Origin of the sequence: Citrobacter amalonaticus (assembly GCF_018252635.1) — a bacterium.
GTDB lineage: Bacteria > Pseudomonadota > Gammaproteobacteria > Enterobacterales > Enterobacteriaceae > Citrobacter_A > Citrobacter_A amalonaticus_E.
Genome location: NZ_JAGTXM010000002.1, coordinates 1,089,570 through 1,103,769 on the forward strand (window position 1 = coordinate 1,089,570; position 14,200 = coordinate 1,103,769).

The following is a 14,200-nucleotide window of genomic DNA, read 5'->3' on the forward strand; positions in this document are numbered from 1 at the left end:
TCCCGTTCACCAGAATTGTGAAACACATCACATTAAAACCCGACAAGCCGCAGGGCTTTATGCTTAGCGACAGAGACCTGCGCCTCGCATCCCGAGGTGAAAATGGTTGGCGTGGGCGGCATTGTAGTCCGGCCCCAGACCATTGCCATAATATTGACAGCTCGCACTGAGCAGCGCCCGCAGCCACGCTGCGCTTTCTTCCTGTTTCCAGCCGCGCAGCACGGTGACGTGCCGCCCGTCTGCGAGAATAAAGCCGCTGATATCGAGGGCCTGTGCGCTGGCATGTTCGCTACGGCGAGCATCTGGTCGATGGTAGATATTGCGGCAGGCATAGCTGCCGAGGTGCTCGATCCGGGTCAGTTGGCTCATCATCAGACGTTCCGTCAGCGGTGCAGCCTGCTGCGTGACATACAGCGCAGAACGCAGTGCTAACGGACAGGAAGCAAGAAAGCTGCTGCTCAGTTTGACGGCGCCAAAATCCCGCACCCGTACTACATCGGCTAAAGGACACTCGCCAGCGCTGTCAGCCACGGGCTGCGAGGTGATCAGCTTCTCCTCGTTTGCCTGCTGTAACAGCGTCTGACAGCGCGCTGGCGTCAGACGTTTAAGCTTAAATTGCGTAAGCCAGTTTGGCGGATCGGATAACTCAAGGGGAGCGAACGGATCGTAATAAGACGGCAGATAGCGATATCCCACGCCACACGCCACGCTCAGAATCACCATCGTCAGCCAGACTTTTCCTCTCACGCACCCTCCCGTGTAATTCTCCCTAACATTATGGCAGAAGCCCGCGAATCCCTCGTTTTGTCGTGGTAATGTATACGCTTTGCGTTCGAAGGAATGGGTTTAAGATGGCAAAGTTGCGGGTAGGAATCGTATTTGGTGGGAAATCAGCGGAACATGAAGTGTCATTGCAATCGGCAAAAAATATTGTCGATGCCATCGACAAGACCCGCTTTGACGTCGTGCTGTTAGGCATTGATAAGCAAGGGCAGTGGCACGTCAGCGATGCCAACAATTATCTGCTCAATGCAAACGATCCGGCGCATATTGCGCTGCGTCCTTCTGCGACCAGCCTTGCGCAGGTTCCGGGCAGACACGAGCAACAGTTGATTGATGCGCAGAATGGCCAACCGCTGCCGACCGTGGACGTGATTTTCCCGATTGTGCACGGCACGCTGGGGGAAGATGGTTCACTGCAGGGAATGCTGCGCGTGGCAAATCTTCCCTTCGTTGGTTCCGACGTGCTGGGCTCAGCGGCGTGCATGGATAAAGACGTCACTAAACGCTTGTTGCGTGATGCAGGACTGAATATCGCGCCGTTTATTACGCTGACGCGAGCCAACCGCAACACAATAAGCTTTGCCGAGGTAGAAGCCCGTCTTGGCCTGCCGCTGTTCGTTAAGCCCGCCAATCAGGGCTCGTCTGTCGGCGTCAGTAAAGTCACCAGCGAAGCGCAATACGCGCAGGCGGTCGCCCTCGCATTCGAATTCGATCACAAAGTGGTGGTGGAGCAAGGGATCAAAGGACGCGAGATCGAGTGCGCCGTGCTGGGTAACGATCACCCGCAAGCCAGCACCTGCGGCGAGATCGTGCTCAATAGTGATTTCTATGCCTATGATACTAAATACATTGATGATAACGGCGCGAAAGTGGTGGTTCCTGCCGCTATCGATCCGCAAACCAATGACAAAATCCGCGAGATTGCCATTCAGGCGTATCAGACGCTGGGCTGCGCCGGCATGGCGCGCGTCGATGTCTTCTTAACCGCCGACAATGAGGTGGTGATCAATGAGATCAACACCCTGCCTGGTTTTACCAACATCAGCATGTACCCAAAACTCTGGCAGGCCAGCGGTCTGGGTTACACTGATTTGATCACTCGTTTGATCGAACTGGCGCTGGAGCGACACGCTGCAGATAACGCGCTGAAAACGACGATGTAATCTGCGCTTCCCGGTAAGCCTGATAGCGGTTTGTTGTCAGGCTTACGCCGCGTCATCCTCCACGCGACGACGAATAATCAATCCTGCCAGCCAGAAACTGACTATCCAGGTCACCAGACCCACGGCATAGGTTTGCCAGCCTTTGGCTTCAAACCCCAACAGCCCGACAACGCCGTTCAAAATGAAAATCAGGCCGATAGCAAAGGCGTAGTAGTGCCAGTCACGGCGTATTTTTAGGGGCAGGTTCATGGCAACTCCCAAGCGAAAAAAAGTATCGTCGCATATTACGGGAAACCGGTCTGTGCCGTATGCGGAATTTCTTAAATGTTGCAAAATTTAATTTAAGGTAATCAATTTGTGACGACTGGCAAAAATCTACAATCCAGGAACCATCCCAGACTGAAATTACCATCATTCTGATATTGACAAACGCGATGACCTGTCACACTCACGGTAAGTTACTGGCATGGTGTCAGAGATGCAGAATTACTCGCGGAGGTCATTTATGGCTGATTTCACTCTCTCAAAATCCTTGTTTAACGGGAAACATCGAGAAACCGCCTCTACGCCAGGCAACATCGCTTATGCCGTGTTTGTACTGTTCTGCTTTTGGGCCGGGGCGCAGATCCTGAACCTGCTGGTCCACGCGCCAGGCGTTTATGAACATCTGATGCAAGTGCAAGAGACGGGGCGTCCGCGCGTGGAAATTGGGCTGGGAGTCGGAACCATCTTTGGTCTGGTGCCGTTTCTGGTCGGCAGTCTGATTTTCGGCGTCATCGCCGCCATTCTGCACTGGCGCTATCGCCGCCAGTAATGGCGCGGCGGTTATTGTCCCATGCACTTCGCCCGACGTTCGTCGACCCGTTTTGCAAACCAGGCTGTGGTGAGATTACGGGTGATTTTCGGGCTTTCCAGTTGAATACCTGGCAGCATTTCACGCGGTAATGTCTTCCCTGTCTTTGCTTGTGCCAGTGTAAACACCTTTTCGTAAAGCGCCGTTTCTTCAAACGCAAGACTGTCGCCTTTCTCCAGTTGGCGGCGGATCGCGCTCTCGCTAAGATCCAGTTTTCCCGCCAGTTTACGCACCGCCAGCTCTGTTTTACCGGCCTCTTTACTGCCGTAGGCGATCAGATCGCCATCCAGCGCCAGTTTGACGCCGCTGGCTTTACTGACCGCGTTCTGAAACGCGGCGTTTCGACTGGCGTACCATCCGGCGTTAAAGTCGGCAAAGCGGAAAATCGGCGCGCTGTAGTTGGCCGGGTAATTGAGCAGGTGGTAGGTTCCAAACCAGAGTCCACCGCGACGGCTGAACACTTCCTGACGCACCGTGCCATCCCTCTTCCACGGATACCCGTTGCTGTGCTGCTCGGCAAACGCAATGCTGACCTGCATCGGACCACCGGTATGGACCGGATTCAGTGAACCAAACAGCGTCTGCCCCATCGGCACCATATTAATAAAGTCATCAAAAATGGCGCTGAGCTGTTTTTCCGTTTTTACCGTGTCCAGACGCTCACTGTAGCTTTTCCCGTTCGGAGACGTGATTTTCAGCGCGGTATGCACCAGGAAAACCGGAATATGCATCCGTTCAGCACGCCGGTCTATCTCCTTCCAGGCAATGTTGTTCAGTCCCGGAACGACGGGATCGGCCTGATAATTCGACTCCTGCTGCGCGACTGCCAGCACCGAACAGATATTTTCCATGGTCGGCGCCAGCTTCTGGCTTTCAAACGTTTGGGCGATATCCTGCGCCCAGCCGTCCCGATCCTTCACGCTGGCCGGCATTTTCTGGCGCACCACGCTCGCGACATCGACCGGTTTCTCGCCTTTTTTTAGCGGTTGCGAAGGCTGACTGCTACATCCTGCCAGCACCAGTCCAGCCAGCAAGGAGAAAGGGTAAAGACGAGACACCGCCGACATAACGTTTCCTTTTGTTAACCAAGTGTATGGGTGACAGCCTGAATATCCCGCTCGTCCAGCTCGCGCTCAAAACTGCGCAGACGTTTATAGATAGACATCAGTTCGACCAACGTTGTCCACGAGTTGATCAGGTACTGGAACGCGCCCCGCACCTGGCTAAAGACGTTGGTAATTTGCGTCATCAGACCCAGGGTAATCGTACCGGCAACAATCGACGGAAACAGCAGGAACAAGCCGAAAACGTTGTCCACCTGCAGGTAGAGAATGCGCGCGATATTGAAATACATATAGTGAAAATAGAGACGGAAATAGTTCTGACGAACCGCGCTGAACAGCTCACGAACCGTCGGCGGGTTGGCGCGATTGGCATCATCTTCCCCGTACACCAGCTCTTTACGGTAAGCCGCTTCCACCCGCTGATTTTTAAATTCCAGTCCCGGAAGTTTGATCCCGACCACCGCCAGCAAACCGGTGCCCATCAGTGACCAGACGATTGCCGCAATCACCAGACCATAAGGCACATGGCCGACAATTGGCAGTTCAGGCACGTGCGGAGAAAGCGCAACCAGCACCGGCAGAAAGGCGATCAGCGTCATAATAGCGTTGATAAAGCTCACGCCCATGCTTTCCAGCGTGGAGGCGAAACGCATGGTGTCTTCCTGCACACGCTGCGCAGCCCCTTCGATATGGCGCAAATGCTGCCACTGCGCCATGTAATATTCGTTCATCGCCGTACGCCAGCGGAACACATAGTGGCTGACAAAAAAGTTGTTCAGCACGCTAATCACTACGGCAATCAGCGCAATGCCAAGAAAGATCCCCAGTTCGTTATAGAACTGGCTCATGGTGACCTTATGTGGCGTGCTCAGAGCGGTCTGGATCAGATCGTAAAAGGGAGCATACCAGGCGTTAACGGCCACCCCGACTTCAACCAGAAACCAGGTGACGAAGATAATCAGCGAGGTGCCAAGAATTGACCAATACTGCCAGCGATGCGGACTATAAAGAAACCAGAACAACGCGAACAGCCCGACGCAAAGCACATAGTAGGCATAAAAAATCAGGTAGCTCAGCGACCAGAAACGAGCGGCGCTAATCGGCACGGTCCCCGTTGCGCCGGTCAGCCGCGCAACCCAGTCCCCGCCGCCGGCTTGCCAGAAAATAACCGCGACTAATGCCCAAATAAAAGCCGAAAGGAAAAATGGCCCTGGCTTTGGGAAAAAAGACTTAAACATGATGCTCTCCTGCTAACTTCTTATCGTTATGACAACTGCTGTGTTTTTGCCGCTGCGCGGGCTAAAAATAAACGGCCACAACAGGCGAAACCGCCCTTTGTGACCAACATGGCGGCGCTTAGTTCGTTTTCCAGTCCAGGAGAATTGTTTCTACGGGTTTCACATATACCGGATTGCCCGGCACAATCAGATTGCGCCAGACATCATTATGGTGGGCAATCAGCGTCTGGGCAGGTGCGGCCGGGCGATGGGCGGTGGTATGGGCATCTTCCGCAACCGTAATGCGATAACCTCGGCTGGCGCCATTTCTGATGGTGGTATCGACGCAATAGTCCGTCGCACAGCCGCAGATGACAAAGTGTGAAATCGCCTGTTCGCGGAGTAACGATTCGAGCGCTGTTTTGTAAAAAGCATCGCACGCGGTTTTCGTGACATATTTTGCATTTGCAGGGATGTCCAGTTCAGGCAGTAGCGCGAACCCTGCGCTCCCCTCCTCCAGTCCTCCCGCTTCGGTATGCTGAATAAAAATGGTGAGATCGGCCGCCTGCGTCAATTGATTGATTCGTTCCACGCATGCTTCCCGATGAATACGCGGCGTGGCAAACACGCCGATTTGCATATCGACAACCATAACAACCCGTTTTTCAGACATCGTCAGCCCCATCAAAAGTGGTAATGAAAGATTATTGCACGCCCCGGATCACAAAAGTGGACTTTCTTTCGCGGCAAAAGCGCCGCGTTTACGCGCCGTTACGTTTTTCTCACTATCCTTGCTCAATTAGCGCTTTGCAATGTACCGTTGCGTAGTATAAATACGCATACACACCATCCTTCAGGCTGCCTCTTTGTTGGCTACGCTCATCATCCCCGCTCACATCGTTTACGATGTCGCTGGGAATTGACTCATTTGCCGACTCGATGCTTCCCGAATGATTTCGTGTAACGTCTATCACTTCATTTCATTCATGGACAACACCGTTGAAACGTAGTCTGCTTTTTTCTGCCGCGCTGTGTGCGGCGTCATTGACCTCAGTCCAGGCGGCTCAACCTGTCGCCGACCCGGTTTTTGCGTCTGATATTGTTGAGCGTTATGCCGATCATATTTTTTATGGCAGCGGGGCAACGGGGATGGCGCTCGTTGTAATCGACGGTAACCAGCGCGTCTTTCGCAGCTTCGGCGAAACCCGCCCGGGCAACAATGTACGTCCGCAACTGGATTCGGTGATTCGCATTGCCTCCCTCACCAAGCTGATGACCAGTGAAATGCTGGTCAAACTGCTCGATCAGGGGACGGTCAAACTGAACGATCCGCTGAGCAAATATGCCCCCGTCGGCGCGCGCGTACCGTCGTATGAGGGAAAACCGATCACGCTGGTCAACCTGGCGACGCACACCAGCGCACTGCCCCGTGAACAACCCGGCGGCGCGGCAAAGCGCCCGGTGTTTGTCTGGCCGACGCGTGAACAACGCTGGAGCTATCTCTCCACGGCGACGTTGAAAGCCGCCCCAGGGTCACAGGCGGCCTATTCCAATCTGGCGTTTGACCTGCTGGCGGATGCACTGGCAAACGCCTCTGGTAAACCCTATGCCCAGCTTTTTGAAGAGAAAATCACCCGCCCGCTCGGCATGAAAGACACTACTTATACCCCCTCTCCCGATCAGTGCAAGCGTCTGATGGTGGCGGAGAAAGGAGCCAGTCCGTGTAATAACACGCTGGCAGCCATCGGCAGCGGTGGGGTTTATTCAACACCAGGGGATATGATGCGCTGGATGCAGCAGTATCTTTCCTCTGATTTTTATCAGCGCAGTAATCAGGCCGACAGAATGCAGACGCTAATTTACCAGCGTGCACAGTTAACGCGGGTCACCGGTATGGATGTTCCGGGTAAAGCCGATGCGTTGGGTTTAGGGTGGGTCTATATGGCGCCGAAGAATGGACGCCCGGGAATCATTCAAAAAACCGGCGGTGGCGGCGGGTTCATTACCTATATGGCGATGATTCCGCAAAAAAATGTGGGGGCGTTTGTCGTCGTCACTCGCTCTCCGCTTACTCGTTTCACAAGCATGAGCGACGGTATTAATGAACTGGTAGTCGAACTGAGCGAAAATACACCACGCGTGGTTCCGGCGTCTTAATTAATAATCAGAAGGCAAACGGTTGATGCCCATCAGTTTGCCTTTATTCATTTCGATATAGCCACCTTTACGCAATGCAGCCAATACCTCAGCCACTACGGAACGAGAAATACGCGTACGCTGGTGGATATAATTCATCACCCCAATTTTGGCGCGTAAACTTTCATCCCACTCGATCATTGAGAAAAGGGTGGTTCGGATCTGTTCGTAGGAGTTATTACCAATTAACTGTCTGTCACGCTGCTGCAGGATCCGGTTCTGCCAGGTTAACCAGTAGAAAGCCTCACGCCATAATTGATTTTTTTCTATAATTTCAACAACTTGAGATGATTTAATTTGATACCCCGAACATACTCCCTCGCTGACGAGATCGTACTGAACATCATGTTTCATCACCCCATTGGTTAGTCCCATAATAAAAGGTGCCTGAGCAATACCAACAAGAATGTGTTCATTACGTCTTAAGGAGATAATCCCTTCCTGAATCACGAATGTCGTGTCAGCGTTCTTTTCCGTGGAGTAGAGAAGATGTTTTTCATTAACGTATGAAAAACGGGTGCCATATTTAGACAAAAACTTATCGAGCTGTTCAAATTCTTTTAACGGTTTTTTCAGAGATAACATCTGCGCGTTCCTTGCAGGAATGCCCGCCAAATCCTTGACGGGCATTTTTTAGATTAACGACGCGATAGCCATTCCCGTTAGGGAATGATTACCAGGTATATTTAACGCCCGCGTTAGCCGCCCAATTCTGATCAACATCGCCGCCACCGAGGTAATTCGCATCGGTATAAGCGCTAAAGTTTTTGGTAAAGCTGAACTGTGTACCCAGACCAACACGAACCGCAGAACCTTCAGTGCCATTGTCGATGGAATCACCGTTGACATCAGCATCGTTGTTCGCATCGTCATACACGTAGGCCAGTTTGAAGTAAGGCGTCAGCGCCTGATCCTGGCTGTAGGTAAAGGTATAGCCGGTATCCACACCCAGTTCATAACGCATGCTATCGTAAGACTGGCCATCTTCGTGCATGTTGTTGCTCAGCTTCATGTCGTCATTCGACTGGAACAAGCCAGATACGCTGCCGTACGGCGTAACATAACCGGCATCACCGACTTTCCAGTCGTAACCAAGTTTCAGACCAAAGCCCCAGGCGTCAGCAGAGCTATTACCGTCAACATACTGACCGTTGCTCATATTGGCAGACAGGTCGTTGTTGAAGTGGGAGTAACTCAGGTTGCTGTCAACAAAGATGTTGTTGGCAAAGTGTGCGGAAGAGTAGAGATAGGCAGACTGGCTGTCCTGATCCACCTGACCGGAATGGTCGCTCATATCGCCTTTGGCGAAACCTGCGGCAGCACCCACAATCCACTTCGCGTTGTTACCATCAATTTTGGTGTCAACACCGACCATGATGCCATTGACATCCTGATCGTAATTAATGGTGCCATTGTCGCCATTGAAATTACCACCAAAGTAGCTCACCCATGCGCCGCCGTTATCCGCCAGACCATGACGTGAGTTGGTCAAACGAGTACCAACGGTATCTTGCTCCAGGTTCCAGATATTGGTGTTTGCGGACGGAATGCTCAGCGCCATATTGGCGTAATCCGTCAGTTCCATCTGCTGCATGACAACAGTATTACCCTGTTGCTGAGCCTGATAAGTGTAAGCGCCAAGATCCGCTTTGTTCGCAGCAGAGAAGGTCGCAGTGCTGTTCTTATCGTTAACGTAGATCAGCTCTTTACCTTTGTAATCCGCAACAGAACCTTCGCCAGTGGCATTATCAATACGTACTTTGTAGTTACCGGCAGCCGCTGCCACGCCGTCGCCCAGGTTATCCACTTCAGACTGGTCAGCAGTGTAGGTATCACCATTGCCATTAATGGTCAGGTGACCATCGGAATTCATGGCGATAACACCGTAGCCATAATTCGCCTGTGTGGTATCCCAGGTACGGTCGTTGACCAGATCGGCATTCAGAACGTAGTTGTTGCTGTGAATGTCAAATACACCAGCATGAATATTGCCATTGGCATCAGTTGCGCTGGTCACATTCAGGGTATCAGCCTGTAAGGCGTAATCAGCGCTGTTACCCACATCCAGTACGCCGTTATTGGTGACGTTAATGGTATTAGCGTAGAGTGCCGCATCATCGACGTTCCAGCCAGCTGCCACATCATCAGAGATGGTGACGGTACTGTTGTCGACAGTCAGGGTATCCGTTGCCACATGACCGTCTTCGTTGATGTTCAGCGCTGCGCCACCGGTCAACGCAATGGTGTCAGAAACCAGCGAGGAATCAGCAACATTAACCACAGATCCACTATTGATGCTCAGGGTGTCAATCAGGGATTCTTTCGTGGTATCCCACTGTGAACCGTTGTTCAGCGTAACGTTGAACAGGCCGCTCTGATAGACGTCTTTACCCACAACGTGGCCATTTTCATCATAAGCGGTATTGCCATTGTCAACGCCAAAGGTTGAATTCGGCCACAGGCTGTTAGCGGTGATATCAATTAGCGTAGAGGTGGCATCGGTACCGGCCGCAACATTGTCATAAACGCCATCGCCATCGGTATCCACCTGATGTACGGACATCGCCGCACCGACCCACTTGCTGCCGTTATCTAAGGTCAGATCCAGACGATCTGTACCATCCCAACCATTGGTATCAACGGTCGTATCGGCATCGCGGTAGCTGTCTGCACCATTCGGGAAGAAGTTGTGGTCGAAATTGCTGGAGAACACCACATCGCCCATCAGGGTAGAATTACTGAAAGTTGCGGTGGTCTGCATTGCGTTGTCAGCCGCCGGATTGGCCGTAACCGCCAGAGCGACGTCATCGGCAGTATATGAACCACTGTAATCGCTGGCGTTATTGTTGTTGCCAAACCAGCCAGACTCTCCTTCATCAGTAAAGGAACCCGACGTCACGGTGGAATCCGTCACCGTGATAGTATTGTTAAACACTTCACTACTGTTCACGCCAGTGCTAACGGTGTTGTCGTCAACATCATTCCATTGATAGCCCTGGGTCAGACTAATGCCGGCAACATGCGAGTTGTTGCTGATAGCCAGGTCAACTTCCTGATCCAGGGTGATCGCGGTACCCAGATCGTAAACATCAACCACATGCGTATCGGCAGTGCCATCAGTATGGGTACCGTTGTAGGTATAATGCTCGTAGTTATCGTCGATCGTTGAGTTATCAACGGTCAACGCCAGACGATCGTAGACATAGCCCGTCGCATCGCGACCAGTGCAGTCGTCCGACATGCAGGCGGACGTCACCATCCCGTGAACAGTACTGTTTTTAATCGTCAGGCTATTGCTATTGGTGTTGGTAGAAAGACCATCATCCAGATAGTAAGTTGAAATCACACCGTTAACGGTCGCGTTATTGATTACCGGGTAGATATTCCCGTTATACACGCTATCAGCCGCATAGTTGTTCCAGCCAACATACCCCTCGTAATAGACGCCGTCCGCGTATGTCGCGTCGTTATAGTGATGAAAGGTGTTATACGTTGTTCCAGAAATATCTGTTGAAGCATTTGCCTGAGAAGTGATTGCCAAAGTGCAGGCTAATGCTAATTGTGAGACGACAAGTTTCTTTTTCCAGGAGTGCATTTGTTATCCCTCCTCAGGGACATAATAGTGTTGATCCATCAATTATCAATGCAGAGAAAACATTACGTTTTGCGAGGAGGATTATGCGGCGTCCACAATGAAAGTTTAAATTAAAGTTTCATCGAAGTCCGGATTCAGACAATATCAAAAATTTCAATTCCATTCAAGAACAAAACAAAAATAATATTACAATACAATATGTTATAAAAAATAAAACTGTAATCCATATCTTGGAGAGATTATTTAAACGAACAAAAATAAAAATAATGAATAAATAAACCCACGCTTAATGCAACCACCAAAAAATCAAGAACAATAGTTTATCAACATAAGCACAAAATCATTAATTACACACATCAATATGAATAATTAGTGATGCATAGTAAAATATTGCACAGTCTATTCTGTGAGTTAATTATAAAAACAAAAACATAAGGCCCATTTTCGTAAAACACTCACCCGCAGCTTCAGGTATACTATGGCCTTCAATTTCACAAACATCAGGCATCTCATGACAGACTTAATCCATCGCCCTCGCCGTCTGCGCAAATCTGCAGCGCTGCGCGCCATGTTTGAAGAGACAACACTCAGCTTGAACGATCTGGTGTTGCCGATCTTTGTTGAAGAAGAACTCGACGACTACAAAGCCATTGAGGCCATGCCCGGCGTTATGCGCATCCCGGAGAAACATCTGGCGCGCGAGATCGAACGCATTGCCAACGCCGGCATCCGTTCCATCATGACCTTTGGCATCTCTCACCATACTGATGACACCGGTAGCGATGCCTGGAAAGAAGACGGCCTGGTGGCGCGAATGTCGCGCATCTGCAAGCAGACGGTGCCTGAAATGATCGTCATGTCCGACACCTGCTTCTGCGAATATACCTCCCACGGCCACTGTGGCGTGCTGTGTGAGCACGGCGTGGATAACGACGCAACGCTTGCAAACCTCGGGAAACAGGCCGTTGTCGCAGCAGCAGCAGGCGCAGACTTCATTGCGCCTTCCGCCGCGATGGATGGTCAGGTGCAGGCGATTCGCCAGGCGCTGGATGCGGCAGGCTTTACCGACACAGCCATCATGTCCTACTCCACCAAATTTGCCTCTTCGTTCTACGGTCCGTTTCGTGAAGCGGCAGGCACCGCGCTGAAAGGCGATCGCAAAACCTATCAGATGAACCCGATGAACCGTCGTGAAGCAATTCGTGAATCGCTGCTTGATGAAGCGCAGGGCGCGGACTGCCTGATGGTAAAACCGGCGGGTGCCTATCTGGACGTACTGCGCGACATCCGCGAGCGCACGGAACTGCCGCTCGGCGCGTATCAGGTCAGCGGTGAATATGCGATGATCAAATTTGCCGCCATGGCGGGCGCTATCGATGAAGAAAAAGTGGTGCTGGAAAGTTTAGGTGCCATCAAACGCGCTGGCGCGGATCTGATCTTCAGCTACTTCGCGCTGGATCTGGCAGAGAAAAAAATCCTGCGCTAAGTTTTTCCTGAACATGCCGGATGGTCCCGCCATCCGGTCCTTCCCCAAAACGTCACTCAAACGTCATACAAGCGACACTTAACGCTTCTACTGTCAGCACAGGAAGAAGGAGGTGTTGTTATGTTCAGTCTCGATAACGTACTCAGCGACCTTTGGCCCGCGGCAAGGACCGCGCCCTGGCAGAAGAAGGTGTTACAACGCGTATTGTACGAGAAAGAGTTTCAACAGTTTGCCGCCCGCCACCGTCATCTGAAAGGCGTGGATATGGTGGAGCAAGTCCTGGAACATCTGCAAATACGTTGTGAAATCCCCGAGCACCATATTGAAAACATCCCCGAAAATGGCCCACTGGTGATTATCGCCAACCACCCCACCGGCGCGCTGGACGGACTGGCGCTCATCTACGCCCTCTCCCGCGTGCGTCGTGATATCAAAGTGGTGACCAACCGACTGCTTTCTCATCTGGCGCCCCTGCGCTCTCTGTTCATCCCGGTAGACAATATTCAGGGGCGCACGCCGAAATCATCGTTGCAGCAAATGGATAGCCACCTGCAGGCTGGCGGCGCGCTGGTTTTCTTCCCGGCGGGTGAAGTCTCACGGCTGACGCTAAAAGGAATCGCTGAACGCCGCTGGCATTCCGGATTTATCCGCATGGCGGAAAAGTACCGGACGCCGCTGCTGCCGGTACATATTCAGGCGTATAACAGCCCGCTGTTCTATACCTGCGGGCTGGTTTCTTCCAGCGCCACGCTGCTGCTGTTAATGCAGCAAATGTTTCGCCGTCGCGGCAGCACACTTCCCATACGGATTGGTCAACCAATTGCCTGGACGCAATGGTCCACCCGCAAAAGCAGCGTGCGCGAGCAGGCGGAAAAGTGCCGGGAACACGTGATAGCACTGGGCAATGGTCGACCCGGTTTCTTTCGTACTGAATCGACGATCGCCCCACCGGAAAACCGGGCGCGACTGAAACGCGAGCTGACGCAGACGGAATGTCTGGGAAAAACCGCCGACGGTAAACGGATTTATCTCTGGCAGCGCAACGGGCAGGAGGAAGCGGCGGTCCTGCGCGAGCTAGGACGATTGCGTGAAATCGCCTTTCGTGCAGTGGGTGAAGGAAGCGGCAAACGCAGAGATATCGATCGCTACGATGATGACTATCTGCATCTGATCTTATGGGACGAGGAGGATCTGGAGATCGTCGGCGCTTACCGGTTTATCCCCTGCGCGCAGCAGCTGGAAAAACAGGGGCCTGAGGGACTCTACAGCCACAGTCTGTTTGACTACGATGAGCGGATGACGGACATCATGCAGCACGGTATTGAGCTGGGACGTAGCTTTATTCAGCCGCGCTACTGGGGACGCCGCGGGCTGGATTATCTCTGGTCCGGGATCGGCGCATACCTGGCGCGCTACCCGCAGTATCGTTACCTGTTCGGACCCGTGTCTATCTCCGGAGGATTACCGCCGGATGCGCGCGATCTGCTGGTTGCCTTCTATCGTCTGTGGTTTCCGCCAACGCATCCGCTGGCCGTCTCACGCCAGCCGTATCCCGCTTCGCTACCGAATGTACTGGCGCAGTTTGCTGGCAACGACTACTGCGAAGATCTGACACGGCTGAAATCGCTGCTGGGCAATCTCGGCTGCGGCATTCCCCCGCTCTATAAGCAATACTCAGAGCTCTGCGAACCCGGTGGCGTACAATTTATCGATTTCGGCAGCGATCCGGCCTTCAACAACTGTGTCGACGGCCTGGTGCTGGTGGATTTGACCTATCTGAAGGCTAACCGTTATCAGCGATATATTGGCGAGCACTTGTGATTTTTGCCGGGTGGCGGCTTCG

12 protein-coding genes are annotated in these 14,200 nt (G+C 52.3%); 5 read left to right on the forward strand and 7 right to left on the reverse strand.

The window, feature by feature from the left end:
- Positions 1-63 precede the first annotated feature (63 nt).
- Positions 64-723, reverse strand: coding sequence for an extensin-like domain-containing protein (locus tag KE671_RS09605; protein ID WP_206162794.1), 660 nt, complete (start codon positions 721-723; stop codon positions 64-66).
- A gap of 128 nt (positions 724-851) precedes the next feature.
- Here KE671_RS09605 and ddlA point away from each other — a divergent pair, with 128 nt between their 5' ends.
- Positions 852-1,946, forward strand: a complete 1,095-nt coding sequence (ddlA, locus tag KE671_RS09610) for a D-alanine--D-alanine ligase (protein ID WP_206162719.1) — start codon at positions 852-854, stop codon at positions 1,944-1,946.
- Positions 1,947-1,988: 42 nt separating this feature from the next.
- Here ddlA and KE671_RS09615 read toward each other — a convergent pair whose 3' ends face one another.
- Positions 1,989-2,195 (reverse strand): DUF2754 family protein, encoded by a 207-nt coding sequence (locus KE671_RS09615; RefSeq protein WP_206162720.1) that lies wholly within the window; start codon positions 2,193-2,195, stop codon positions 1,989-1,991.
- A gap of 256 nt (positions 2,196-2,451) precedes the next feature.
- Between KE671_RS09615 and KE671_RS09620 the strand changes: the two genes are divergently transcribed.
- The gene (locus tag KE671_RS09620) at positions 2,452-2,760 is read left to right on the forward strand and encodes a YaiY family protein (RefSeq protein WP_206162721.1); all 309 of its coding nucleotides are present in this window, start codon (positions 2,452-2,454) and stop codon (positions 2,758-2,760) included.
- Positions 2,761-2,771: 11 nt separating this feature from the next.
- On the opposite strand, the gene KE671_RS09625 is transcribed toward KE671_RS09620, so the two are convergent.
- The 3 genes from KE671_RS09625 to KE671_RS09635 all read right to left on the reverse strand — a co-directional run bounded on the left by KE671_RS09625 (position 2,772) and on the right by KE671_RS09635 (position 5,753).
- On the reverse strand, positions 2,772-3,866 hold the full coding sequence (locus KE671_RS09625) for a DUF1615 domain-containing protein (protein WP_206162722.1): 1,095 nt from the start codon (positions 3,864-3,866) through the stop codon (positions 2,772-2,774).
- Between the two features lie 14 nt (positions 3,867-3,880).
- Positions 3,881-5,101 carry a peptide antibiotic transporter SbmA gene (gene sbmA, locus KE671_RS09630; protein WP_206162723.1) on the reverse strand — a complete coding sequence of 407 codons (1,221 nt, stop codon included), beginning with the start codon at positions 5,099-5,101 and terminating at the stop codon, positions 3,881-3,883.
- A 118-nt stretch (positions 5,102-5,219) separates the two neighbouring features.
- On the reverse strand, positions 5,220-5,753 hold the full coding sequence (locus KE671_RS09635) for an isochorismatase family protein (protein WP_206162724.1): 534 nt from the start codon (positions 5,751-5,753) through the stop codon (positions 5,220-5,222).
- Between the two features lie 326 nt (positions 5,754-6,079).
- Here KE671_RS09635 and ampH point away from each other — a divergent pair, with 326 nt between their 5' ends.
- Positions 6,080-7,237 carry a D-alanyl-D-alanine-carboxypeptidase/endopeptidase AmpH gene (gene ampH, locus KE671_RS09640; protein ID WP_206162725.1) on the forward strand — a complete coding sequence of 386 codons (1,158 nt, stop codon included), beginning with the start codon at positions 6,080-6,082 and terminating at the stop codon, positions 7,235-7,237.
- Here ampH and iprA read toward each other — a convergent pair whose 3' ends face one another.
- Positions 7,238-7,861 (reverse strand): hydrogen peroxide resistance inhibitor IprA, encoded by a 624-nt coding sequence (gene iprA, locus KE671_RS09645; RefSeq protein ID WP_206162726.1) that lies wholly within the window; start codon positions 7,859-7,861, stop codon positions 7,238-7,240.
- Positions 7,862-7,949: 88 nt separating this feature from the next.
- The gene (gene ehaB / locus KE671_RS09650; RefSeq protein ID WP_206162727.1) at positions 7,950-10,871 is read right to left on the reverse strand and encodes an autotransporter outer membrane beta-barrel domain-containing protein; all 2,922 of its coding nucleotides are present in this window, start codon (positions 10,869-10,871) and stop codon (positions 7,950-7,952) included.
- 511 nt (positions 10,872-11,382) lie between these two features.
- Here ehaB and hemB point away from each other — a divergent pair.
- Positions 11,383-12,357: a porphobilinogen synthase gene (gene hemB, locus KE671_RS09655; RefSeq protein ID WP_042324630.1), complete on the forward strand. Its 975-nt coding sequence runs from the start codon at positions 11,383-11,385 to the stop codon at positions 12,355-12,357.
- A gap of 120 nt (positions 12,358-12,477) precedes the next feature.
- Entirely contained in the window at positions 12,478-14,178 is a 1,701-nt protein-coding gene (locus KE671_RS09660) for a lysophospholipid acyltransferase family protein (protein WP_206162728.1), read from the forward strand.
- The last annotated feature ends 22 nt before the right edge of the window (positions 14,179-14,200 follow it).